General features: G+C 68.4%; 21 protein-coding genes. 10 read left to right on the top strand and 11 right to left on the bottom strand.

All coding sequences use genetic code 11. From position 1 onward, the window contains the following. The first annotated feature begins 30 nt into the window (after positions 1-30). On the top strand, positions 31-1227 hold the full coding sequence (locus tag BC358_RS00445; protein ID WP_373270123.1) for an MFS transporter: 1197 nt from the start codon (positions 31-33) through the stop codon (positions 1225-1227). Here BC358_RS00445 and BC358_RS00440 read toward each other — a convergent pair. Further along, complete coding sequence (locus tag BC358_RS00440; RefSeq protein ID WP_079364254.1) at positions 1197-1769, bottom strand: hypothetical protein; 573 nt, start codon at positions 1767-1769, stop codon at positions 1197-1199. The two genes, BC358_RS00445 and BC358_RS00440, sit on opposite strands and share 31 nt — an antisense overlap. Before the next feature lie 89 nt (positions 1770-1858). Between BC358_RS00440 and BC358_RS00435 the strand changes: the two genes are divergently transcribed. Beyond that, on the top strand, positions 1859-2818 hold the full coding sequence (locus BC358_RS00435; protein WP_079364253.1) for an ornithine cyclodeaminase family protein: 960 nt from the start codon (positions 1859-1861) through the stop codon (positions 2816-2818). A gap of 66 nt (positions 2819-2884) precedes the next feature. Further along, entirely contained in the window at positions 2885-3481 is a 597-nt protein-coding gene (locus BC358_RS00430) for a glutathione peroxidase (protein ID WP_079364252.1), read from the top strand. A 105-nt stretch (positions 3482-3586) separates the two neighbouring features. Here BC358_RS00430 and BC358_RS00425 read toward each other — a convergent pair whose 3' ends face one another. Beyond that, positions 3587-4081 carry a MarR family winged helix-turn-helix transcriptional regulator gene (locus BC358_RS00425; protein ID WP_179129987.1) on the bottom strand — a complete coding sequence of 165 codons (495 nt, stop codon included), beginning with the start codon at positions 4079-4081 and terminating at the stop codon, positions 3587-3589. A gap of 132 nt (positions 4082-4213) precedes the next feature. Here BC358_RS00425 and BC358_RS00420 point away from each other — a divergent pair, with 132 nt between their 5' ends. The 4 genes from BC358_RS00420 (at position 4214) to BC358_RS00405 (ending at position 8489) form a co-directional block, all read left to right on the top strand. After that, a complete protein-coding gene (locus BC358_RS00420) occupies positions 4214-5176 on the top strand; it encodes a tripartite tricarboxylate transporter substrate binding protein (protein ID WP_079364250.1) in 963 nt (320 codons plus the stop codon). A 29-nt stretch (positions 5177-5205) separates the two neighbouring features. Further along, on the top strand, positions 5206-6180 hold the full coding sequence (locus BC358_RS00415) for a tripartite tricarboxylate transporter substrate binding protein (RefSeq protein WP_079364249.1): 975 nt from the start codon (positions 5206-5208) through the stop codon (positions 6178-6180). 91 nt (positions 6181-6271) lie between these two features. Further along, on the top strand, positions 6272-7597 hold the full coding sequence (locus tag BC358_RS00410) for a sulfatase (protein ID WP_079364728.1): 1326 nt from the start codon (positions 6272-6274) through the stop codon (positions 7595-7597). A gap of 76 nt (positions 7598-7673) precedes the next feature. Beyond that, positions 7674-8489, top strand: coding sequence for a class III extradiol ring-cleavage dioxygenase (locus BC358_RS00405; RefSeq protein ID WP_079364248.1), 816 nt, complete (start codon positions 7674-7676; stop codon positions 8487-8489). Here the strand turns inward: BC358_RS00405 and BC358_RS00400 are convergent. Continuing rightward, positions 8417-9415 carry a LysR family transcriptional regulator gene (locus BC358_RS00400; protein ID WP_079364247.1) on the bottom strand — a complete coding sequence of 333 codons (999 nt, stop codon included), beginning with the start codon at positions 9413-9415 and terminating at the stop codon, positions 8417-8419. The two genes, BC358_RS00405 and BC358_RS00400, sit on opposite strands and share 73 nt — an antisense overlap. 130 nt (positions 9416-9545) lie before the next feature. Here BC358_RS00400 and BC358_RS00395 point away from each other — a divergent pair, with 130 nt between their 5' ends. The 3 genes from BC358_RS00395 to BC358_RS00385 all read left to right on the top strand — a co-directional run bounded on the left by BC358_RS00395 (position 9546) and on the right by BC358_RS00385 (position 10978). Beyond that, a complete protein-coding gene (locus BC358_RS00395; protein WP_079364246.1) occupies positions 9546-9941 on the top strand; it encodes a RidA family protein in 396 nt (131 codons plus the stop codon). Positions 9942-10178: 237 nt separating this feature from the next. Next, complete coding sequence (locus BC358_RS00390) at positions 10179-10706, top strand: hypothetical protein (protein ID WP_079364245.1); 528 nt, start codon at positions 10179-10181, stop codon at positions 10704-10706. A gap of 68 nt (positions 10707-10774) precedes the next feature. Continuing rightward, complete coding sequence (locus tag BC358_RS00385; RefSeq protein ID WP_079364244.1) at positions 10775-10978, top strand: hypothetical protein; 204 nt, start codon at positions 10775-10777, stop codon at positions 10976-10978. A 43-nt stretch (positions 10979-11021) separates the two neighbouring features. On the opposite strand, the gene BC358_RS00380 is transcribed toward BC358_RS00385, so the two are convergent. Genes BC358_RS00380 through BC358_RS00345 form a run of 8 tightly spaced genes read right to left on the bottom strand, consistent with a single transcriptional unit; the run spans position 11022 to position 21598 of the window. Beyond that, the gene (locus BC358_RS00380; RefSeq protein WP_079364243.1) at positions 11022-11603 is read right to left on the bottom strand and encodes a nitroreductase; all 582 of its coding nucleotides are present in this window, start codon (positions 11601-11603) and stop codon (positions 11022-11024) included. After that, the gene (locus BC358_RS00375; protein WP_066157514.1) at positions 11600-12271 is read right to left on the bottom strand and encodes a carbonic anhydrase; all 672 of its coding nucleotides are present in this window, start codon (positions 12269-12271) and stop codon (positions 11600-11602) included. The genes BC358_RS00380 and BC358_RS00375 overlap by 4 nt, the downstream gene beginning before the upstream one ends. Before the next feature lie 21 nt (positions 12272-12292). After that, complete coding sequence (locus tag BC358_RS00370) at positions 12293-13126, bottom strand: peptidylprolyl isomerase (RefSeq protein ID WP_256861394.1); 834 nt, start codon at positions 13124-13126, stop codon at positions 12293-12295. Positions 13127-13146: 20 nt separating this feature from the next. Further along, positions 13147-13872 (bottom strand): respiratory nitrate reductase subunit gamma, encoded by a 726-nt coding sequence (narI, locus tag BC358_RS00365; RefSeq protein WP_066157520.1) that lies wholly within the window; start codon positions 13870-13872, stop codon positions 13147-13149. Beyond that, on the bottom strand, positions 13869-14549 hold the full coding sequence (narJ, locus tag BC358_RS00360) for a nitrate reductase molybdenum cofactor assembly chaperone (protein ID WP_079364241.1): 681 nt from the start codon (positions 14547-14549) through the stop codon (positions 13869-13871). Before narJ ends, narI begins: the two co-directional genes overlap by 4 nt. 11 nt (positions 14550-14560) lie before the next feature. Then, positions 14561-16093 carry a nitrate reductase subunit beta gene (gene narH / locus BC358_RS00355; RefSeq protein ID WP_066157525.1) on the bottom strand — a complete coding sequence of 511 codons (1533 nt, stop codon included), beginning with the start codon at positions 16091-16093 and terminating at the stop codon, positions 14561-14563. A 20-nt stretch (positions 16094-16113) separates the two neighbouring features. Then, entirely contained in the window at positions 16114-19908 is a 3795-nt protein-coding gene (locus BC358_RS00350) for a nitrate reductase subunit alpha (RefSeq protein ID WP_066157528.1), read from the bottom strand. Between the two features lie 37 nt (positions 19909-19945). Then, complete coding sequence (locus tag BC358_RS00345; protein WP_079364240.1) at positions 19946-21598, bottom strand: MFS transporter; 1653 nt, start codon at positions 21596-21598, stop codon at positions 19946-19948. Positions 21599-21613 lie beyond the last annotated feature (15 nt).

Here is a 21613-nt window from a genome sequence, read left to right as displayed (position 1 = left end):
GCCGCACTGAACAATGAACACAGCCCGCACGTGAATCCCCACACCGTCACCCGCGGAAAGCTGCCCGCCGCCATCTGGGTGCTGGGCTTCGTGAGCCTGCTCATGGACATCTCCTCCGAGATGATCCACAGCCTGCTGCCGCTGTTCATGGTGGGCACGCTGGGTGCCAGCGCGCTGGTGGTGGGCCTGGTGGAAGGGCTGGCCGAGGCCACGGCGCTGGTGGTCAAGGTGTTCTCGGGCGTGCTCAGCGACTGGTGGGGCAAGCGCAAGGGGCTGGCGGTGGCCGGCTACGCGCTGGGCGCGCTGAGCAAGCCGCTGTTCGCGCTGGCCCCGGGCATGGGCCTGGTGCTCACCGCGCGCCTGCTGGACCGCGTGGGCAAGGGCGTGCGCGGCGCGCCGCGCGACGCGCTGGTGGCCGATATCGCACCGCCGGCCATGCGCGGCGCCGCCTTCGGCCTGCGCCAGTCGCTGGACACGGTGGGCGCCTTTCTCGGACCGCTGCTGGCGGTGGGCCTGATGCTGCTGTGGGCCAACGATTTCCGCGCCGTGTTCTGGGTGGCGGTGGTGCCGGGCCTGCTGGCGGTGGCGCTGCTGGTGGCCGGAGTGCGCGAACCCGACCGCCCCGCGGGCCAGCGGCGCGACAACCCGATCCGGCGCGAGAACCTGCGCCGCCTGGGCGGCGGCTACTGGTGGGTGGTGGGCGTGGGCGCGGTGTTCACGCTGGCGCGCTTCAGCGAGGCCTTTCTGGTGCTGAGGGCCGAGCAGAGCGGCGTGCCGCTGGCCCTGGTGCCGCTGGTGATGGTGGCCATGAACGGCGTCTACGCGGTATCGGCCTACCCCTTCGGCCGGCTGGCCGACCGCATGGACCACCGCCGACTGCTGGCACTGGGCCTGGTGGTGCTGGTCGCGGCCGACCTGGTGCTGGCCAGCGGCACGCACTGGTGGACGCTGCTGGCGGGGGTGGCGCTGTGGGGCGTGCACATGGGCATGACGCAGGGCCTGCTGGCGACCATGGTGGCCGACACGGCGCCGGCCGACCTGCGCGGCACGGCCTTCGGCTTCTTCAACCTGGTCAGCGGCGGGGCGCTGCTGCTGGCGAGCGTGCTGGCCGGCCTGCTGTGGGACCGGCTGGGCGCCGAGTTCACCTTCTATGCCGGCGCGGTCTTCAGCGCGCTGACGCTGGGCGGCCTGCTGCTTCAGCGCGGGCCGGCTTCCCGGATCTCGTAGCCTTCGGCCGCCGCCTCCCGGAGGCAGTCGGCGTCGGGCGCGCACATCAGCACGGCGGCACCGTCGACGTAGAACTGCTGCACCTCCACACCGTCGGACCCGACCGCGCGCCCGGTCTGGCGGATGGCGTCGAGCGAACCGTTCTGCGGATGCTCCAGAAACAGCTCGTTGAACACACCCTGTTCGACGCCGTGCTCGAACACACCTTCGACCACGTGCAACAGCCGGCCGTCGGCGGCGAACTGCTGCAGGCGGCCCCGGCCGTGCCAGCGGCCGTCGCGCACGGGGCCGGTGTAGCGCAGGCGGCTGCGGTCGGCGCGCACGAACTCCTGGACGCCGACGCCCTCGCCCAGGCCGTTGCGGCACGCGCCACTCCAGGTGGTGCTGTCCCCCGGCTGCGGGCTGGACTCGCTGGCGACCCACATCGCGCAGCGGCCGTCGCGCGTGGGAAGGGTGTGGCCCTTGGGGTCGGCGGCCTGTGCGCTGCCGAGGGCCGCAAAAAGAAAAGCCGCCGAAGCGGCCCGGATTGTGTGGCGTTTCATGAGGACTCAGCCTGCGCGGACAAGCCGCGGAGAAGCGCCGGATTATCCCGTGTCATCTTCGAGGCAGCCGGCGCCGCTACCATCGCCGCATGCACTTCTTCGACGCCGACGCCACCCGCACCGCCCTGCCCTTCGACCGCCTCATCCCCGCCCTGCGCGAACGCTTCGCGGGCGGCTGCGAGGCGCCGCCGCGCCATGTGCACGAGATCGTCAACCCGCTGGGCGAGGCCGGCCAGGACGCCGCCGGGCGGCGCGTGACCTCGCTGATCATGCCGGCCTGGATTCCGGGCAAGCACTACGGCGTGAAGATCGTCAACATCGCACCGGGCAATGCCCGCCGCGGCCTGCCCGGCCTGCACGCCACCTACCTGCTGTTCGACGCCCGCACCGGCGTGCCGCTGGCGCAGATGGACGGCGACGTCATCACCGCGCGCCGCACCGCGGCGGCCTCCGCGCTGGCGGGTTCCTACCTGGCGCGCGAGGAGGCCAAGCACCTGGTGCTGGTGGGCGCGGGGCGCGTGGCGCGGCTGCTGCCCGCGGCCTGGAAGACCGTGCGCCCGATCGAACACGTCACCGTGTGGGCGCGGCGCGAGAGCGAGGCGCAGGCGCTGGCGGCGCAGCTCACGCGCGAAGGCTTCTCGGCCAGCGCCACCACCGACCTGCCCAGCGCCTGCGCCTCGGCCGACATCGTCAGCTGCGCCACCATGGCCAACGAACCGGTGGTGCGCGGCAGCTGGCTCGCGCCGGGCGCCCACCTGGACCTGATCGGCTCGTTCACCCCCGCGATGCGCGAGGCCGACGACGCCTGCTTCGAGCACGCACGGGTGTTCGTCGACACCGACGAGGCCCTGACCAAGAGCGGCGACCTGCTGGTGCCGATGCAGCACGGCGTCTTCAGCGCCAACGAGGTGCGCGGCACGCTGACCACGCTCTCGCGCGGGGTCGCCATCGGCCGCAAGAGCCCGGGCGAACGCACCGTGTTCAAGTCGGTCGGCAACGCGCTGGAGGACCTGGCCGCCGCCATCCTGGTGAGCGAGTCGCGCGGCTGAGGCCGCTGCCTTCTGCGCCCGCCCGCGCCGGCATCAGGGTCAAGCGCGCGACCGGACAATGCCGCGATGCACCCGAACCGCCACCCCAACCGCCGGGATTTCCAGCTGGGCCTGGGCGCCGCGCTGCTGGCGCACGCCTGGCCCGCCGCCCACGCCCAGACGCCCCGCCCCGCCGCCTGCCCGCCCCTGCTGGCGCACCGCTTTCCGCGCCTGCAGGACGAGGCGCCGCAAGACCTCTGCCAGTACGCGGGCCAGGTGCTGCTGGTGGTGAACACCGCCAGCTACTGCGGCTTCACGAGGCAGTACGAAGGGCTGGAAGCGCTGCACGCGAAGTACGCGGCGCGCGGCCTGGTGGTGATGGGCTTTCCGTCCAACGACTTCGGCCAGCAGGAGCCGGGCGACGCGAAGCAGATCGCCGAGCTGTGCTTCAACACCTACGGCGTGAAGTTCCCGATGTTCGCCAAGACCGTGGTCAAGGGCGCCGGGCGCAATGCGTTCTACGAGCAGCTGGCCAGGGCCACCGGTGCTGCGCCGCGCTGGAACTTCCACAAGTACCTGGTGGCGCGCGACGCGAAGACGGTGCGCAGCTTCGCCAGCGAGGTGGAGCCGGGCAGCGCGCCGCTGACGCAGGCGATTGAAGCGGCGCTCAAGGCCAGCGCCTGAGTTCCACGCGGCACATCGCGTCGGAATCCGGCGCCGGGCCGCCCCAAGCCGGATTCTCGCCCCCTCGGGGGGCAGCGACCCGCGCAGCGGCGGAGCGTGGGGGTGTCAATCTTCCAGCGACGGCAGCCAATCGCCCCCCGGGTTCAACCGCGAAGCGCTGGCCTGCAGGCGCGCGATCAGTGCGCTGAACTGCTCGCACTCCGCCTCGGTGAAGGGTGCGAGCAGCTCGCGCTGGATCGCCGCGATGCGCGGGAACACCTCGTCGTAGACGCGCCGACCTTCGTCGGTCAGGTACAGGTGCACCTCGCGCCGGTCGGACGGCTTGGGTTCGCGCCGCAGCAGCCCCTTGTCGGCCAGGCTGGTGACGGCGCGCGAGGTGCGGGCGCGGTCCAGCATGACGTGCCTGGCCAGCTCGGACGACTGCACGCCCTCCACCTCGGACAGGCAGGACAGCACCAGCCATTCGCGCCGTGTGATGCCGTAGTCGCGCTCGCACATGCGCACCACCAGCGGCCGGGCCGTGGCGTGGATGCGGTAGAGGCGGTAGAGCAGCAGGTCGTTCTGCTGCTGCGGGTGCCGGAGCAGGTCGTCGGTGCTCATGGGTGGCGGGTCGGCAGAGGGCTCAGGGAAAACACCGGGGACGATTGATTTCTGCAATTGATTGTCGCTGCCTAGCATGCGGACCTGCAGCGGGGCAAACCCGTTTGACATACAACAAACCGGAGACACACCATGAACAAACGTTCCCTGCTGGGCGCCGCCGCGCTCGCCACCCTCTGTGTGCTGCCCCTGCCCGCGCTGGCGCAGGACAAACCGCCGCTGAAGATCGTTGTGGGCTTTCCGCCCGGCGGTTCGGCCGACCTCCTCGCGCGCCTGCTGGCCGAGGGCCTGAAGAACGATTTCTCGTCGGTGATCGTGGAGAACAAGCCCGGCGCGGGCGGCCGCATCGCGCTCTCGCACGTCAAGCGCTCGCCCGCCGACGGCCAGACCGTGGTGCTGCTGCCCAGCGGGCCGATGGTGCTGTTCCCGCACGTCTACAAGAAGCTGGACTACGACGCGGTGGCCGACTTCACGCCGATCTCGCAGATCGCGCACTTCCAGTTCAGCGTGGTGGCCGGCCCGTCCGCAGGCGCCAAGACCGTGGCCGAGATGCTGGCCAAGGCCAAGGCCGCGCCCGGCAGCGCCACCTACGGCACGCCCGGTTCGGGCACGCTGCCGCACTTCATGGGCGTGATGTTCGGCCAGAAGGCCGGCGCCGAACTGACGCACGTGCCCTTCCAGGGCGGCGGCCCGGCCAACACCGCGCTGCTGGGCGGCCACATCCAGTACAAGTTCGACGTGGTCACCGAGACCGCCGAGCTGCACCGCTCGGGCAAGGTGCGCATCCTCGCCGTGACCGGCGCGCAGCGCGACCCGCAGGTGCCCGAAGTGCCCACGCTCAAGGAACAGGGCGTGGACATGGTGGCCACCGCCTGGTTCGCCATGTACGGCCCGGCCGGGCTCAAGCCCGAGGTGCGCGACATGATCAGCGCCGCCGTGGCCAAGGCTGTGCGCACGCCCACGCTGCGCGCCAAGCTGGTCGAGCAGGGCTACGAGCCGGTGGGCTCCACATCGGCCGAACTGGCCGCCGCGCAGGCCGCCGACCTCAAGCGCTGGGAAGGCCCGATCAAGGCCACCGGCGTGCAGCTGGACTGACGTTCCCGTTTTTTTCTCTCAGGACTCCCATGAACCGCTTCCGTCGCCACACCGTGGCCGCGCTGGCCTGCGCCGCCCTTCTGCCCTTCTCTGTCGCACACGCCCAGGCCCCGGCCTGGCCCGCCAAACCCGTCACCTTCGTCAACAACTTCCCGCCCGGCGGCCCGTCGGACCTGCTGGCGCGTTCGGTCGCCGCCGTGCTGCAGGCGGGCCTCAAGCAGCCCTTCGTGGTGGAGAACAAGGCCGGTGCCAGCGGCAACATCGGCGCGGCGCAGGTGGCCAAGGCCACGCCCGACGGCCACACCGTGCTGGTCGGCATCGACACCACGTTCACCATCAACCCGCACCTGTACCCGACCATGCCGTTCAAGCCGGGGGACCTCAAGCCGGTGGTGATCATGGCCTCGTCGGGCCTGCTGCTGGGGGTGAACCCCGGCACCGGCATCAAGAGCTTTGGCGACCTGCTGAGCCAGGGCCGCAGCAAGGGCCTGAACTTCAGTTCGGCCGGCAACGGCAGCCCGGGCCACTTGGCGGCGGCCACGCTCGGCAACAGCACGCCCGTCAAGGCCCTGCACGTGCCCTACCGCGGCAACACCCCGGCCGTGACCGCCATTCTCAGCGGCGAGGTGGACGGCGGCATCCTGGCCACGCCCGGCATGCTGCCGCATGTGCAGAGCGGCCGGATCACTGCGTTGGCCGTCACCAGCGCGCGCCGCTCGCAGCTGGCGCCGCAGCTGCCCACGGTGGCCGAGCTGGGCTTCAAGGCGCTCGAATCCGAGGTGCTGTACCTGGTGATGGTGCCCGCCGCCACGCCCGACGCGGTGGTGCAGACCCTGGCCAAGGGCATCACCGACGCGCTGCAGCGGCCCGACGTGAAAGAACGCATGAAGGGCCTGGACCTGTTCTTCGAAGGCCAGACCGGCGCCGCCGCGGCCCAGCGGCTGGCCGACCTGAACACGCGCTACGGCCAGATCGTGCGCGCCACCGGCATGAAGGCGGACTGAGATGAACCTGCCCCCACGCTCCCCCGCTGCGCGCGGTCCGCTGCCCCCCGAGGGGGGCGTCAGTGCCTTCGGGCGGCCGGGCGCCACTGACATGAAACGTCCCAACATCATCTACATCGTCAGCGACGACCTGGGCTACGCCGACCTGGGCTGCTACGGCGGCCGGCCCGCCGGCTTCGGCGCGGTGTCGCCGAACATCGACGCCCTGGCCGCCGGCGGCCTGCGCCTGACCGAGGGCTACAGCAACTCGCCCGTGTGTTCGCCCACGCGCTTTGCCATGGCCACCATGCGCTGGCAGTACCGGCTGCGCGGCGCGCTGGAAGAGCCCATCAACAGCCGCAGCAAGGGCAGCGACACGCTGGGCCTGCCCCCCGAGATCCCCACCCTGCCCTCGCTGCTGAAGGACGCCGGCTACCGCACCGCGCTGATCGGCAAATGGCACCTGGGCTACCCGCCGCACTTCGGCCCGCTGCGCTCGGGCTACGAGGAGTTCTTCGGCATCATGGCCGGCGGCGTGGACTACTTCACCCACTGCTCGTCGAATGGCGACCACGACCTCTACATTAACGACGACACCCACAAGGAGGTCGGCTACCTGACCGACGTGTTCTCCAACAAGGCGGTGGAACACGTGAAGGCGCGTGCCGCCGAGGCCCGCGCCGGCACGCCGTTTTTCCTGAGCCTGCACTACACCGCGCCGCACTGGCCGTGGGAGACGCGCGACGACGCGCACGTGGCGCCCGAGGTGGCCAAGAACCTGTTCCACCTGCACGGCGGCAGCGTCGAGGCCTACCGCCGCATGATCCACCACATGGACGAGGGCATCGGCTGGCTGGTTGCCGCGCTGCGCGAGGAAGGCCTGCTGGAGAACACGCTGATCGTCTTCACCAGCGACAACGGCGGCGAGCGCTTCAGTGACAACTGGCCGCTGGTGGGCGGCAAGATGGACCTGACCGAGGGCGGCATCCGCGTGCCCTGGATCGCCCACTGGCCGGCCGTGGTCCCGGCCGGTTCGGTGAGCGGACAACACTGCCTGACCATGGACTGGTCGGCCACCATGCTCGAACTCGGCGGCGGCCAGCCCCACCCCGACTACCCGCTGGACGGCGTGTCGCTGGCGGCGCTGCTGCACGACCCGGCCCACCGCTTCGAGCGGCCCATGGCCTGGCGCATGAACCACCGCGGCCAGCGCGCGCTGCGCGAGGGCGACTGGAAGTACCTGATGGTGGACGGCCACGAGTACCTGTTCAACATCGCCGCCGACGCGCGCGAACGCGCCAACCGCGCGCCGCTGGAACCGCAGCGCCTGGCCGACATGCGCCAGCGCTGGCTGGACTGGGACGCCAGCCTGCCGCCGATTCCGGCCGACGCCACGGTGAGTCTGGGCTACGGCGCCAAGGACATGCCCCAGCGCTGACCCACGGTTCGCCACCGCCCGGTAGCATCGGTGCTGGCCGACGGCTGGATCGGCCCCCGACGCAAGGAGCTGCACCATGTCCCGTCTGCCCACCTACTACGTCTCGCACGGCGGCGGCCCCTGGCCCTGGATGCGCGAGCAGACCGGCGGCCGCTACGACCGCCTCGAAGCCTCGCTGCAGGCCATGGCCAAGGCCCACGAAGGCCAGGTGCGCGCAATCCTGATGGTCACCGCCCACTGGGAGACGCCCGACTTCACGCTGTCGTCCTCGCCCCAGCCGGGCATGCTCTACGACTACTACGGCTTCCCGCCCCACACCTACCAGGTCCACTACCGCGCCCCCGGCTCGCCCGAGCTGGCGCAGCACGCGCTGGAGCTTCTGCAGGCCGGCGGCGTGACGGCCCACCTCGACCCCGAACGCGGCTTCGACCACGGCACCTTCTCCGCCCTGCAGGCCGCCTACCCCGAGGCGCAGATCCCGGTGGTGCAGCTCTCGGTGCTGCAAAGCTTCGACCCGGCCGCCCACATCGCCGCCAGCCGCCTGCTGGCGCCGCTGCGCGACGAAGGCGTGCTCATCATCGGCAGCGGCCTGAGCTACCACAACCTGCGCCTGCTCAACGCGGCCGGCACCGTGCCGTCCCAGCAGTTCGACGCCTGGCTGCAGCAGACACTGACCGCGTCAGCGCCCGAGGAACGCGAAGCGCAGCTGCTGCAATGGGAGCAGGCGCCCTCGGCCCGCATCGCGCACGCGCGCGAAGACCACCTGATCCCGCTGATGGTGGCGGTAGGTGCGGCGCACGACGAGGCCGGCGCCTGCGTCTACCACGAGGACCTGTTCATGGGCGTGGTGGCGGCGTCGAGTTTCCGTTTCGGGGAAGCGGCGGCAGGCTGACGCGGGCGGCGCACGCCCACCGGCGCCTTCTCGCCCACCACGTCCACCACCCAGTCCACAAACACGCGCAGCTTCGCGCTCACGTACCGGTTCGGCGGGTACGCCAGGTACAGCGGCATCGGGTCAAAGCGCCAGTCATTGAACACGGGCACCAGCTCTCCGCGGGCCGCGTGTTCATCGGCCATGTAGGTGGGCAGCAGCAAGACCCCCAGCCCGGCCAGGCCCGCCGCCAGATAGGCGTTGCCGTCGTCCAGCGCCAGCACATGGCGGCCCTGCACGGTGACGCGCTCATCGTCACCGCGCTGCAGGGCGTAGGGTGGTACGCGGCCGCTGCGCATGCTCATGAACCCCACGATGCGGTGGTGCGAGTTCTCCAGGTCCTGGGGGTGTTCCGGCGTGCCGTGGCGCTCCAGATAGGCGGGCGCGGCGTAGGCGCCGATCTGCAGTTCGCCCACCTGGCGCGCGACCAGCGACGGGTCGGTGATGTCGCCCCCGCGGATCACGCAGTCCACGCTGTCGCCGATCAGATCCACCATGCGGTCGCTCACGCCCATGTCGATCTGGATGTCGGGGTACATCGCATGGAAGCCCGGCAGCGCGGGCACCAGCACGAAGCGCGCGAGCGGGCTGGGCACGTCCACACGGAGCCGGCCACGGGGCGAGGTCTTGGCGCTGGAGAGGCTGGTCTCGGCGTCGTCCAGATCGGCCAGCAGACGCACCACACGCTCGTAGTAGGCCGCTCCGTCGGCCGTCACCTGCACCTTGCGCGTGGTGCGGTGGAGCAGCTTCACGCGCAGGTGCGCTTCAAGCTGCTGGATGAGCTGGGTCACGCTGGTCTTGTTCAGGCGCAGTGTGTCGGCCGCCTTGGTGAAGCTGCCGGCCTCGACCACGCGCGCGAATGCCTGCATGGCATCGAATCGGTCCATCGCGTTTCCCAGGGCCTCCGTGATTGTTCGGATTCCGCAAAAAGTGTTTGTGGCCGTGGCGGGTTGATGCGCGCGGGTGGCGTTCCTAGACTCCCCGACCTTCCCAACCATTGTTTCAGAAAGCCGATCCATGACCAGCCCACGCGACGTTGTTTTCCCCGCCGGCCGCCAGGCCTTGTACGAGCAGAACCGCTACTCGCCCGCCATCCGTTCCAATGGCTTTCTGTTCGTCTCAGGCCAGGTGGGCAGCCGGCCAGACGGCTCGCCCGAGAGCGACCTGCCCACGCAGGTGCGCCTCGCCTTCCAGAACCTCAACAGCATCCTCGAAGCCGCAGGCTGCAGCTTCAAGGACGTCATCGACGTGACCGTGTTCATGGTCAACCCGGAGCAGAACTTCGAGGTGGCGTGGCCCGTGGTGCAAGAGCACTGGGGCGAGGCACCGCACCCCACCCTCACCGGCATCGGCGTCACCTGGCTCTATGGTTTCCAGTTCGAGATCAAGGTGATCGCAAAGCTGCCTTCGTGAACTGCGGAGCAGACCCTGTCGCTCAGGCCATCGACACGCCGCTAGACTGCTGCACAGGTGGCGGCCGCAATCCGTCGGGTTTGTCGTATCTGTTGAACCTGGTCAGGCTTCCGGTCGAACGCGATACAGGGGTGGTTTCAAATGGCTTTTGGAGGTGTCATGCGACTTTGTTTAACGACTGGCCAAAGTGTTGTCCGCCGCTTCGCGGGATAGATCACGAGTTAGGCGTCACAGGACATGCCGCAGGGCCATCCCATCCTCGCCGAGTTTCAACGCGCCCTCCAAGCGCACTACACCTGCTACATCATGGCGACGATGGGCATGAACTCGGCTCGCGCGGTCTACGCCAACGCGGCCCCCTCGAACCGCGTCTTCATTGGTCCACGAGACCCTTCAAAGCACCGAGCGACTGCGAGCATGAGCCAGCTTGAGCTTCACTCCAAAATGAAGCCTGATGGCGAGTTTTCAGATGTTTTGGCAAAGGCGCTACTCGTTGAGATCTACTCTGAGTGGGAGGAGTACTTTCGCCCACGCTTTGCAACCGCCATCGGGACCGAGAAGAACATGGTTCGGTGCGATCTACTTGGTGACCTTCGCCAGATCCGAAACTGCATCGTTCATGATCGATCAACGCTCGCGACGAAACATACCAAGCTGACCGCCCTGCGTTGGTCACTCAAACCGGGGCCCCTACTCGTCACTCAAGACATGTTCAGCACATTCGTTGATCAAGCGAACGACCTTGAAGTCACCGTCGAGCCGTAGCACGGTGACGCCTCGTATTCCCCAGCATCATCCCCACCCCCATGAAACCTCTGCCCTCTCTTTGCCACATGTCCGCCCACTGGTTGTGGGCGCTCGGTCTCTGCGTGAGCCTCGCCGGTTGCGGGCCCGATACGGTGGGGGCGGCCGCCACCGCTGCCAAGCTGCAGGCCGACAGCGCAGAGCGTGCCCAGGCGCAGGCGGCGAAACTCAAACAGGACCTGGAAGCCGCCGTCAAGGCGAGAGAAGCATCGGCCGCTGCGGCCGGTCAGTAGCGCGGGAGAACGGTCGGGTAGAGGCGCGGAGGCAGCCGCGCTCTCAGAGCCCTGGCGTCGCCAGCACCCCCGTGAACTCGTCCACCCCCGGCCGCGCCCGTTCCAACGGAGCGCGGGTCGGCGTGCCCAGGCTGACGAAGCAGATCGCGTGCTCCCCCGGCCCCAGGCCAAACAGTTCGCGCACGGCTTTGGATTTCAACCCCTTGCCCGAGGTCAGCGCCGAGCCGTAGCCCAGCGTGGTGGCCATCAGCAGCAGGTTCTGCACCGCGCAGCCGGCCGAGAGCGTGCGCTCCAGCACGTCCACCTCGGGGTCGCCGCGGTCGTCGTCCACCACCAGCAACAGCAGCTCGGGCGCGCGCTCGGCCTTCTCGCGCGCCTGCGCCTGCTGTTCGGCGGTGGCGTCGGGGTCGCGTTCGATCAGGGCCTGCGCCAGTGCGTCGCCCAGCCGCCCGCGCTGCGCTGTCGGGATGCGCACGAAGCGCCAGGGCAGCAGCTGGTTGTGGTCGGGTGCGGTGGCGGCGGCGGCCAGGCACTGGCGCAGCTGGTCTTCGGACGGGCCAGGCACCACCAGGCGTTTGGGCAGCGTGGTGCGCCGCGTCTGCATCAGCTCCAGCAAAGGGATCATTCAAGCACCTGTCCGTCGTGCTCCACATAGGGCAGGTAGGGGCCGGTGCCGCTGTGGTCCGACTCCGAGGCCGGCACGAAGGCGCCGCGCACCGCATCGAACACATGCACCTCGCCCTGTTCGATCACGTAGTGCCATCCGTGCAGCGTGAGGTGGCCGGCCTCGACGGCGCGGCGCACCATGGGGTAGTCCATCAGGCGCATCAGCTGCAGCACCACGGCGCGCTGCTCGGTGCGGCACAGCGCCTCGGGGCTGGGCTGCACCGGCAGCAGGGCCTCGTCGGCCAGCCGCAGCCAGGCCTTGAGGGCCACCGCCTCTTCCGGTGCGCCTTCGTAGGCGGTGCGGATGGCGCCGCAGTGGCTGTGGCCGCAGACGATGATGCGTTCGACCTTGAGGCCGAGCACCGCGAACTCGATCGCCGCCATCGTTCCATGCAGCCCGTGCGACTGGTCGTAGGGCGGCACGAAGGCGCCCACGTTGCGCACGATGAACAGGTCGCCCGGGGCGGCACCCGTCAGCAGGTAGGGCACCAGGCGCGAGTCGCTGCAACCGATGAACAGGGTCTTGGGGTGCTGGCCCTGCGCCACCAGGTCCTGAAAGCGCTGCTGGTGGCGGGGGAAGTAGTCCTCGTGGAAATCGCGCAGGCGCAGCAGGAGGTCGTCGGGCATGGCGGTCTCCGGCTCAGCGCGTCACTGCACCAGGGGCGAGTCCGCACCTTCGAGTTCGATGCCTTCCACCTTGGCCTGCCCCACCAGCAGCCGCATGTACTGCCGCAGCGCGGTCGCGCGCGACTGGTGCTGCAGGCGCTGGCGGATCGCGTCGGCCACCTCTTCGTAGGCGGGCAGGGTGCCCTTCTTGCGGCCCAGCACCTCGATGATGTGCAGGCCGAAGCGCGTGTGCACCAGGCGCGGGTGCACGCCCATGCCCCAGCGCGAGTCGCTCTGGAAGAACAGCTCGTTGGCCAGTTCGGGCGCACAGTCTTCGGGCGTGACCCAGCCCAGGTCGCCGCCTTCGGCGCTGGACGGGCAATTGGACAGCTCGGCCGCCAGCTGCTCGAAGCGGCCGGGCGGCACGTCCTTGCGGATCAGGTCCAGCAGCGCGGCTTCGGCGCGCTGTGTCAGCGCATGCACGTTCACCCCGGGCGTGACGGCGAACAGGATGTGCCGCACATGCAGCGCCTGGCCAACGATGAAGTGGTTCTTGTTGGCTTCGTAGTAGCGCTGGCACTCGTCGTCGGTCGGATCGGGCGAGACGACCTCGTCGTCGGTCATGGCCTCGATCACGTGGCGCTCGGCTTCGTTGAGCGTGGGCGCCACCAGCCCGCTGAAGCGCGGCAGCAGGCCCTGGTGCACCGCGCGCTGGCGCAGCAGTTCGGTGTAGGCGCGCTCACGCAGGGTCTCGGCATCCAGCGCCTCGCCCGGCTCGTGCAGCGCGATGCCGTTGATGCTGGCAGGCACGATCTGCATCTGGCCCGAGCAGGCGCAGTGCACGCTGCCGCAGCCTTGGGAGGTGCTGTCGCTCATGGTCATTCCTTGTTGCATGTTCAGCGACCCCGCTGGCTCAGGGGTTGCTGGGGCGTCATGCCGACGCGGCGGCTGCGCACCACCTGGTAGGGACGCGTGATGTAGGCCAGCGTGCCGAAGCCGCTCCACACGTGCACCAGGCGGGTGAACGGGAAGATCAGGAAGATGCTCATGCCCAGGAACATGTGGGCCTTGAACACCCAGCTGGCATCGGCGATCAGCTCGGCCGCGCCACCGCGGAAGGTGACGATGCGCTGCGCCCATTCGGCCAGCAGCATCATCATGCCGCCGTCCAGGTGCTGGGCCGACAGCGGGATGGTGGCCAGGCCCAGCGCGAACTGCGCCCACAGCAACCACAGCAGCACGATGTCACTCGTCTTGCTGGTGGCGCGGATGCGCGCGTCCGACAGGCGGCGGTGCAGCAACAGGCTCACGCCGATGAAGCCGAACAGGCCGAACAGGCCGCCCGAGACCATGGCCATGAGCTGCTTGGCGCCCGCGGTCATGAAGGGCTCGTACACCGCGTGCGGCGTGAGCATGCCCACCGTGTGGCCGAAGAACAGGAACAGGATGCCGACGTGGAACAGGTTGCTGCCCCAGCGCAGCTGTCCCTTGCGCAGCAGCTGCGACGAATCGCTCTTCCAGCTGTACTGGTCGCGGTCGAAGCGGATCAGGCTGCCCAGCAAAAAGACAGTGAGCGCGATGTATGGATAGATGCCAAAGACGAAGTTGTGGAAGCCGTTCATGCTGCGACTCCTTGAGAAGCGTTGGATTTCTGGCGGACGATGTGGATGGGCTGTGCCTGGCCGGGCCGGTTCTGGCCGCGGGTGGCGCAGCCGTCGAAGGCCTCGGGCTCTGCCCAGGCCTCGTCGAGCGCCTCGTCGGCCTTGAAGGGCACGGCCTCGGCCTTCTGGCCGGCCAGCTCCAGCACGGCGGCGACGACGGCGGCGTAGGGGCTCTCGCGTTTGAGCAGGGCGCTGAAGATGGCGTTCAGGATGTGCGCCACCTCACCGAGGAAGGCCTTGGCCAGCGCGGGCGGCTGGGTGGAGGCGAACTCCAGCACCACGCCCAGGTGGTCGGGCAGCTCTTCGGGGCCGAGGTAGAGGCCGGCCTTCTCATAGGTCTGCACCAGGTCGATCATGGCCGGGCCGCGGTCGCGCGAGTCGCCATGCACGTGCTCGAACAAATGCAGCGAGGTGGCGCGGCCACGGTCGAAGGTCTCGACGTAGCGGGCTTCCACCTCCAGCGGGTCGCGGCGCACCAGGTCGGCGGCCAGCGCGCGCAGCTCGGCGCGCCGCGCGGCGGGCACCGCGGCCTCTTCGTCGATGGCCGCGATCAGCGGCGCCAGCTCGCTGCGCAGCTGCGCATCGGGGTAGGCCAGCAGGCGCGCCAGCGCGCGCAGGGAATAGCGGGTGTTCTTCATGGCGTTTCCTTTCAGACCACCGACTGGATCGGGATGGTGCGGCGCTTGCTGCCACCGAACAGGCTGGTTTCCGAGGCGCCGTCCGAGCAGCCGTTGCCGAACGAGAAGCCGCAGCCACCGCGCAGGTCGAAGGCGTTTTCGGCGTACTCGCGGTGCGAACTGGGAATGACGAAGCGGTCTTCGTAGTTGGCAATGGCCATGATCTGGTACATCTCCTCGACCTCGGCGCGACTCAGGCCGGTCTGCTCCAGCACCTTGAGGTTCTCCACGCCGTCCACGTGCTTGCCGCGCTGGTAGGCGCGCATGGCCAGCATGCGTTCGAGCGCGCGCACCACCGGCGCGGTGTCGCCCGCGGTCAGCAGGTTGGCCAGGTACTGCAGCGGAATGCGCATCTGGCTGAAGTCGGGCAGCTCGCCGTTGGCACCGATCTGGCCGGCGTTGGCGGCGGCGCTGATCGGCGAGAGCGGCGGCACGTACCAGACCATGGGCAGGGTGCGGTACTCGGGGTGCAGCGGCAGCGCGATCTTCCAGTCGATGGCCATCTTGTAGACCGGGCTCTTGCGCGCGCCTTCGAGCCAGCTCTCGGGGATGCCGTCGGCACGGGCCTGCTCGATCACGGCCGGGTCGTTGGGGTCGAGGAACAGGTCGAGCTGGGCCTGGTAGAGGTCCTTCTCGTCGGGCACGCTGGCGGCCTCGGCGATGCGGTCGGCGTCGTACAGCACCACGCCCAGGTAGCGGATGCGGCCCACGCAGGTCTCACTGCACACGGTGGGCTGGCCGGCCTCGATGCGCGGGTAGCAGAAGATGCACTTCTCGGCCTTGCCGGTCTGCCAGTTGTAGTAGATCTTCTTGTAGGGGCAGCCGCTGACGCACATGCGCCAGCCGCGGCACTTGTCCTGGTCGATCAGGACGATGCCGTCGTCCTCGCGCTTGTAGATCGAGCCCGAGGGGCACGATGCCACGCACGCCGGGTTGAGGCAGTGCTCGCACAGGCGCGGCAGGTACATCATGAAGGTGTTCTCGAACTGGCCGACCATGTCCTTCTGGACCTGCTCGAAGTTCGCGAGGTTGGCGTCCGCGCTGCGCTTGCTGAACTCGCCGCCCAGGATTTCTTCCCAGTTCGGGCCCCACTCGATCTTCTCCATGCGCTGGCCGGTGATCAGGCTGCGCGGCCGTGCGGTGGGCGCGGCCTTCACTTCGGGCGCTGACTGCAGATGGTCGTAGTCGAAGGTGAAGGGTTCGTAGTAGTCGTCGATCTGCGGCAGGTTGGGGTTGCTGAAGATCTTCATCAGCAGCGACCACTTGCCACCCTGCTTGGGCACGATGGACCCGTCGGCCTTGCGGACCCAGCCGCCGTTCCACTTGTCCTGGTTCTCCCATTCCTTGGGGTAACCGATGCCGGGCTTGGTTTCCACGTTGTTGAACCAGGCGTATTCCACGCCGGGGCGGCTGGTCCAGACGTTCTTGCAGGTGACCGAACAGGTGTGGCAACCGATGCACTTGTCCAGGTTCAGCACCATCGCGATTTGGGCACGTACTTTCATCTTGTTTTCTCCTGTGCTGATCAAGCCTGGACCGTGTCGTTGCCTTCGCCGTCGAGCCAGTCGATCTTGCGCATCTTGCGCACGATGACGAACTCGTCGCGGTTGGTGCCGATGGTTCCGTAGTAGTTGAAGCCGTAGCTGAACTGCGCGTAGCCGCCGATCATGTGGGTCGGTTTGGTCACGATGCGGGTGACCGAGTTGTGGATGCCGCCGCGGGTGTTGGTGATCTCGGCACCGGGGGTGTTGATGATCTTTTCCTGCGCGTGGTACATGAGCACCATGCCCGGGTTCACGCGCTGGCTCACCACCGCGCGCGCCGCGATGGCGCCGTTGGTGTTGAACAGCTCGACCCAGTCGTTGTCTTCGATGCCGGCGTTCTTCGCGTCGTCCTCGCTCAGCCAGATCACCGGGCCGCCGCGGTTGAGTGTGAGCATGTGCAGGTTGTCGCTGTACGTGCTGTGGATGCCCCACTTCTGGTGCGGCGTGATGAAGTTGAGGCTGATCTCCTTGTTGCCGTTGGGACGGCGGTCGATCATGTCGCCCACGGTCTTGAGGTCGACCGGCGGGCGGTAGCTGGAGAGGCCCTCACCGAAGGCGAGCATCCAGGGGTGGTCCAGGTAGAACTGCTGGCGACCGGTGAGGGTGCGCCATGGGATCAGCTCGTGCACGTTGGTGTAACCGGCGTTGTACGAAACCTTCTCGGACTCCAGCCCGGACCAGGTGGGCGAGCTGATGATCTTGCGCGGCTGGGCCTGGATGTCGCGGAAGCGGATCTTCTCGTCCTCGCGGTGCAGGGCCAGGTGGGTGTGGTCGCGGCCGGTGATCTTGCTCAGAGCCTCCCAGGCCTTCACGGCCACATGGCCGTTGGTCTCGGGCGCCAGCTGCAGCACCACCTCGCAGGCGTCGATGTCGCTGTCGATGCGGGCCAGGCCCTTGGCCGCACCCTCGGTGTGCACGGTGCCGTTGAGTTCCTTGAGCTGGCCGACCTCGGTCTGGGTGTTCCAGCCGATGCCCTTGCCGCCGTTGCCCACCTTGTCCATCAGCGGGCCCAGGGCGGTGAAACGGGCGTAGGTGTTGGGGTAGTCGCGCTCGACCACCGAGATGCTCGGAGCAGTGACGCCCGGGACCAGATCGCACTCGCCCTTCTTCCATTCCTTGACGTCAAACGGCTGGGCCAGCTCGGACGCGGTGTCGTGCATCAGCGGCGTGAGCATGAGCTCTTTCTCGACCCCCAGGTGGCCGACGCAGACCTCGCTGTAGGCCTTGGCGAAACCTTTGTAGATCTCCCAGTCGCTCTTGCTCTGCCAGGCCGGGTCCACCGCGGTGGACAGCGGGTGGATGAAGGGGTGCATGTCGCTGGTGTTGAGGTCGTTCTTCTCGTACCAGGTGGCGGTGGGCAGCACGATGTCCGAATACAGGCAGGTCGTGCTCATACGGAAGTCCAGCGTGACCACCAGGTCCAGCTTGCCTTCGGGCGCCTGGGCGTGCCACTCGACTTCAGTCGGTTTCGCATCGTTGGGCCCCAGGTCCTTGCCCTGCACGCCGTGGGTGGTGCCCAGCAGGTGCTTGAGGAAGTACTCGTGGCCCTTGCCGCTGGAGCCCAGGATGTTGGAGCGCCAGACGAACATGTTGCGCGGCCAGTTGGCCGGGTGGTCCGGGTCCTCGCAGCTCATCTTCAGCGAGCCGTCCTTGAGCGCCTTGACCGCGTAGTCCTTGGGGTCCATGCCGACGGCGGTGGCGTCTTTCACCACCTGCATCGGGTTGGTCTGCAGCTGCGGTGCGCTGGGCAGCCAGCCCATGCGCTCGGCGCGCACGTTGTAGTCGATCAGGCTGCCGCCGAACTTCGATTTGTCGGCCAGCGGCGAAAGGATCTCGTCCACGCCCAGCTTCTCGTAGCGCCACTGGTCGGTGTGGGCGTAGAAGAAGCTGGTGGAGTTCATCTGGCGCGGCGGACGCACCCAGTCCAGCGCAAACGCGAGAGCGGTCCAGCCGGTCTGCGGGCGCAGCTTTTCCTGGCCCACGTAGTGCGCCCAGCCACCGCCGCTCTGGCCGATGCAGCCGCACATCATCAGCATGTTGATGATGCCGCGGTAGTTCATGTCGCTGTGGTACCAGTGGTTCATGGCCGCGCCGATGATGACCATGGACTTGCCCTTGGTCTTGTCGGCGTTGTCGGCGAACTGGCGCGCCACGGCGATCACCTGGTCGCGCTTGACGCCGGTGATCTTCTCCTGCCAGGCGGGCGTGTAGGGCGTGTCCTGGTCGTAGCTGGTGGCGCCGGTGTCGCCCGGCAGGCCACGGTTCACGCCGTAGTTGGCGACCGTCAGGTCGAACACGGTGGCGACCAGCGCGTAGCGCTCTTCACCGGCCTTGCCCAGCTTGATGCGGCGCACCGGCACCTGGCGCACCAGCACGTCGTCGGTGGCGCTGGCCTGCTTGTTGGCGGTGAAGTTGGGGGTGTCGATACCGCCGAAATACGGGAAGGCGACCTCGCCCACTTCGTATTCGCTGCCCTCGCCTTCCATCAGGCTGAGCTTGAGCTTGACCTGCTCGTCGCCGCGCGCTTCCTTGTCTTCCAGGTTCCACTTGCCGGCGTCGGTGCGGCCTTCGGCGCCCCAGCGGAAACCGATGGAGCCGTTGGGCAGCACGACCTTGTCGTCCTGGTCGATGGCGACCGTCTTCCAGTCGGGGTTGTTGGCCTGGCCCAGCTTGCCGTTGAAGTCGCTGGCGCGCAGGTAGCGGCCGGGCACCACGACCTTGCGGCCGTCGGGCAGGGTACGCTCTTCGAGCTGCACCAGGTTGGGCATGTCGGTGTAGCGGCGCACGTAGTCGTCGAAGTACGACGAGCGCTTGTCGAAATAGAACTCCTTGAGGATCACGTGGCCCATGGCCATGGCAATCGCCGCGTCCGTGCCCTGCTTGGGGTGCATCCAGAGGTCGCAGAGCTTGCTGATCTCGGCGTAGTCGGGCGTGATCGCCACGGTCTTCGCACCCTTGTAGCGGACTTCGGTGAAGAAGTGGGCGTCGGGCGTGCGGGTCTGGGGCACGTTGGAGCCCCAGGCGATGATGTAGGTGGAGTTGTACCAGTCGGCCGATTCGGGCACGTCGGTCTGTTCGCCCCAGACCTGCGGGCTGGCCGGCGGCAGGTCGCAGTACCAGTCGTAGAAGCTCATGCACACGCCGCCGATGAGCGAGAGATAGCGCGAGCCGGCGGCGTAGCTGATCATGGACATGGCCGGGATGGGCGAGAAGCCGATCACACGGTCCGGGCCGTACTTCTTGGCGGTGTAGACGTTGGCGGCGGCCACCAGCTGGTTCACTTCGTCCCAGGTGCTGCGCACCATGCCGCCCAGGCCGCGCTGCTGCTGCCATTCGCGTCGGGCATCCTGGTTCTCGACAATGGCGGCCCAGGCGTCCACCGGGCTCCTGGCCACGGCCAGCGCGGCGCGCCAGTGCTGCAGCAGCTTGCCGCGCACCATCGGGTACTTCACGCGGTTGGCGGAGTACAGGTACCAGCTGTAGGACGCGCCACGGGCGCAGCCGCGCGGCTCGTGGTTGGGCAGGTCGGCGCGGGTGCGCGGGTAGTCGGTCTGCTGGGTTTCCCAGGTGACGATGCCACCCTTGACATAGATCTTCCACGAGCAGGAGCCCGTGCAGTTCACGCCGTGGGTGGAGCGCACGATCTTGTCGTGCGCCCAGCGGTCGCGGTAGGCGTCTTCCCAGGTGCGGTCCTCGCCGGTGGTGATGCCGTGCGAACCGGAGAAGCTTTCAGTGGGAGCCGTGAAATGGCTCAGGCGGTCGAGGAAGTGACTCATCGTGGGGGTCTCCGAAAAAAGCGTGTCTTGGGGGCGCTCAGGGGTTCTTGATCTCGGCACCCTTGCGCAGGTAGAACCACCAGTTCAGCACCAGGCACAGGGCGTAGAAGACGGCGAAGCCGTAGAAGGCGAGCTGCGGGGTGCCGGCCTTGATGTACTGGCCGATCAGCACCGGCGCGATGAAGGCGCCGTAGGCGGCGACCGCCGAGGTCCATCCCAGCACGGGGCCGGCCTGGGCGCGGTCGAAGATCACGCCGATGGTGCGGAAGGTGGAGCCGTTGCCGATGCCGCTGGCGAAGAACAGCACCATGAACAGGCCCAGGAACATCGGGAAGTACTGCTCGGGCGTGGCCGAGCTGTAGGCCTGCATCATCACGTAGCCCACGGCCACGGCGGCGGCGGCCATGACCGCGGTGATCACCTGGGTCACGATGGAGCCCCCGATCTTGTCGCTGATCCAGCCGCCGATGGGCCGCACCGCGGCGCCGACGAAGGGGCCGATCCAGGCGTAGGTCAGGGCCGAGGGGGCGTTGGGGTTCTTCAGCGTGTGCTGCATGACGCCGGCGGCGTCGGGGATGTGCTGGAAGCCGAAGATCACGGTGATGGCCAGGGGCAGCGCCATCGAGAAGCCGATGAAGGAACCGAAGGTGACGATGTAGAGCGCGGTCAGCGACCAGGTGTGCTTGTTGCCGAAGATGGCGAACTGCTTCTTCACGCCTTCCTTCATCTCGCCGAAGGCGGCCAGGCGCATCACGGCCAGCGCCATCACGATGTCCAGCGGGATCGCGACCCACATGCTCAGCACGCCCAGGCCGGTGGGCTTGGGCAGGTAGAGCCAGAGCATGAACACCGTGGGCACGAAGGCCAGGGTGTAGAGGTAGGTGATCTTGGCGAACGCGACGATCGGGCTGCCGGTGTTGGGCGAGACGGTCTTGAGGTTGCTCATGCCGAACCAGCACAGCGCGCCCAGCGGCACCAGCGAGAACACCCAGGCGAAGCCGGCGTTCTGGACCCAGGTCGGTGTGCCGGCGGCGATCTTGCCGAACAGCCAGCCGCTGTCCTTCACCAGCGTCATGGGCTCACCGCCGAAAGCGCCCAGCAGCGGCAGGGTCATGACCACAGGGATCACGATCTGCATCGTGGTCACGCCGAAGTTGCCCAGGCCGGCGTTCAGGCCCAGCGCCGTGCCCTGCAGGCGCTTGGGGAAGAAGGTGCTGATGTTGGACATCGAGCTGGCGAAGTTGCCGCCGCCCACGCCCGACCACAGGGCCATCAGCTGGAAGGACCACAGCGGCCACTCGGGGTGCTGCAGCACGATGCCGGTACCGATCGCCGGGGCCAGCAGCATCGAGGTGGTCAGGAAGATGGTGTTGCGGCCACCGGCCAGGCGGATCAGGAAGGACGCCGGGATGCGCATGGTGGCGCCGGAGATGCCCGCGATGGCGGTCAGCGTGAACAGCTCGGCCTGGGTGAAGGGGAAGCCCAGGTTGAGCATCTGCACGGTGATGATCCCCCACATGCCCCAGACCGCGAAGCCGCACAGCAGGGCGGGGATCGAGATCCAGAGGTTGCGGTAGGCGATCTTGCTGCCGGTGGTGGCCCAGAAGCCCTCGTCTTCTGGACGCCAGTCCTGCACATCCGCGCCCGTGGGCGCGCCGGGGGAGGCGATGGGTTTGGTATGGGTGTTCATGGGGATGACCCGAGG

Source organism: Hydrogenophaga sp. H7, assembly GCF_002025745.1.
GTDB lineage: Bacteria > Pseudomonadota > Gammaproteobacteria > Burkholderiales > Burkholderiaceae_C > Hydrogenophaga > Hydrogenophaga pseudoflava.
This window is presented reverse-complemented; position numbering and strand designations above follow the sequence as displayed.

What these genes read in the sequence shown, in the direction of transcription:
- BC358_RS00400 (WP_079364247.1), bottom strand. Translation starts at nt 9,415, where the DNA reads ATGGACCGATTCGATGCCATGCAGGCATTCGCGCGCGTGGTCGAGGCC.
- BC358_RS00350 (WP_066157528.1), bottom strand. Translation starts at nt 19,908, where the DNA reads ATGAGTCACTTCCTCGACCGCCTGAGCCATTTCACGGCTCCCACTGAA.
- BC358_RS00380 (WP_079364243.1), bottom strand. Translation starts at nt 11,603, where the DNA reads ATGATCCCTTTGCTGGAGCTGATGCAGACGCGGCGCACCACGCTGCCC.
- BC358_RS00370 (WP_256861394.1), bottom strand. Translation starts at nt 13,126, where the DNA reads ATGAGCGACAGCACCTCCCAAGGCTGCGGCAGCGTGCACTGCGCCTGC.
- BC358_RS00375 (WP_066157514.1), bottom strand. Translation starts at nt 12,271, where the DNA reads ATGCCCGACGACCTCCTGCTGCGCCTGCGCGATTTCCACGAGGACTAC.
- BC358_RS00440 (WP_079364254.1), bottom strand. Translation starts at nt 1,769, where the DNA reads ATGAAACGCCACACAATCCGGGCCGCTTCGGCGGCTTTTCTTTTTGCG.
- BC358_RS00425 (WP_179129987.1), bottom strand. Translation starts at nt 4,081, where the DNA reads ATGAGCACCGACGACCTGCTCCGGCACCCGCAGCAGCAGAACGACCTG.
- BC358_RS00395 (WP_079364246.1), top strand. Translation starts at nt 9,546, where the DNA reads ATGACCAGCCCACGCGACGTTGTTTTCCCCGCCGGCCGCCAGGCCTTG.
- BC358_RS00390 (WP_079364245.1), top strand. Translation starts at nt 10,179, where the DNA reads ATGCCGCAGGGCCATCCCATCCTCGCCGAGTTTCAACGCGCCCTCCAA.
- BC358_RS00345 (WP_079364240.1), bottom strand. Translation starts at nt 21,598, where the DNA reads ATGAACACCCATACCAAACCCATCGCCTCCCCCGGCGCGCCCACGGGC.
- narH (WP_066157525.1), bottom strand. Translation starts at nt 16,093, where the DNA reads ATGAAAGTACGTGCCCAAATCGCGATGGTGCTGAACCTGGACAAGTGC.
- narI (WP_066157520.1), bottom strand. Translation starts at nt 13,872, where the DNA reads ATGAACGGCTTCCACAACTTCGTCTTTGGCATCTATCCATACATCGCG.
- narJ (WP_079364241.1), bottom strand. Translation starts at nt 14,549, where the DNA reads ATGAAGAACACCCGCTATTCCCTGCGCGCGCTGGCGCGCCTGCTGGCC.
- BC358_RS00415 (WP_079364249.1), top strand. Translation starts at nt 5,206, where the DNA reads ATGAACCGCTTCCGTCGCCACACCGTGGCCGCGCTGGCCTGCGCCGCC.
- BC358_RS00410 (WP_079364728.1), top strand. Translation starts at nt 6,272, where the DNA reads ATGAAACGTCCCAACATCATCTACATCGTCAGCGACGACCTGGGCTAC.
- BC358_RS00435 (WP_079364253.1), top strand. Translation starts at nt 1,859, where the DNA reads ATGCACTTCTTCGACGCCGACGCCACCCGCACCGCCCTGCCCTTCGAC.
- BC358_RS00385 (WP_079364244.1), top strand. Translation starts at nt 10,775, where the DNA reads ATGTCCGCCCACTGGTTGTGGGCGCTCGGTCTCTGCGTGAGCCTCGCC.
- BC358_RS00420 (WP_079364250.1), top strand. Translation starts at nt 4,214, where the DNA reads ATGAACAAACGTTCCCTGCTGGGCGCCGCCGCGCTCGCCACCCTCTGT.
- BC358_RS00430 (WP_079364252.1), top strand. Translation starts at nt 2,885, where the DNA reads ATGCACCCGAACCGCCACCCCAACCGCCGGGATTTCCAGCTGGGCCTG.
- BC358_RS00405 (WP_079364248.1), top strand. Translation starts at nt 7,674, where the DNA reads ATGTCCCGTCTGCCCACCTACTACGTCTCGCACGGCGGCGGCCCCTGG.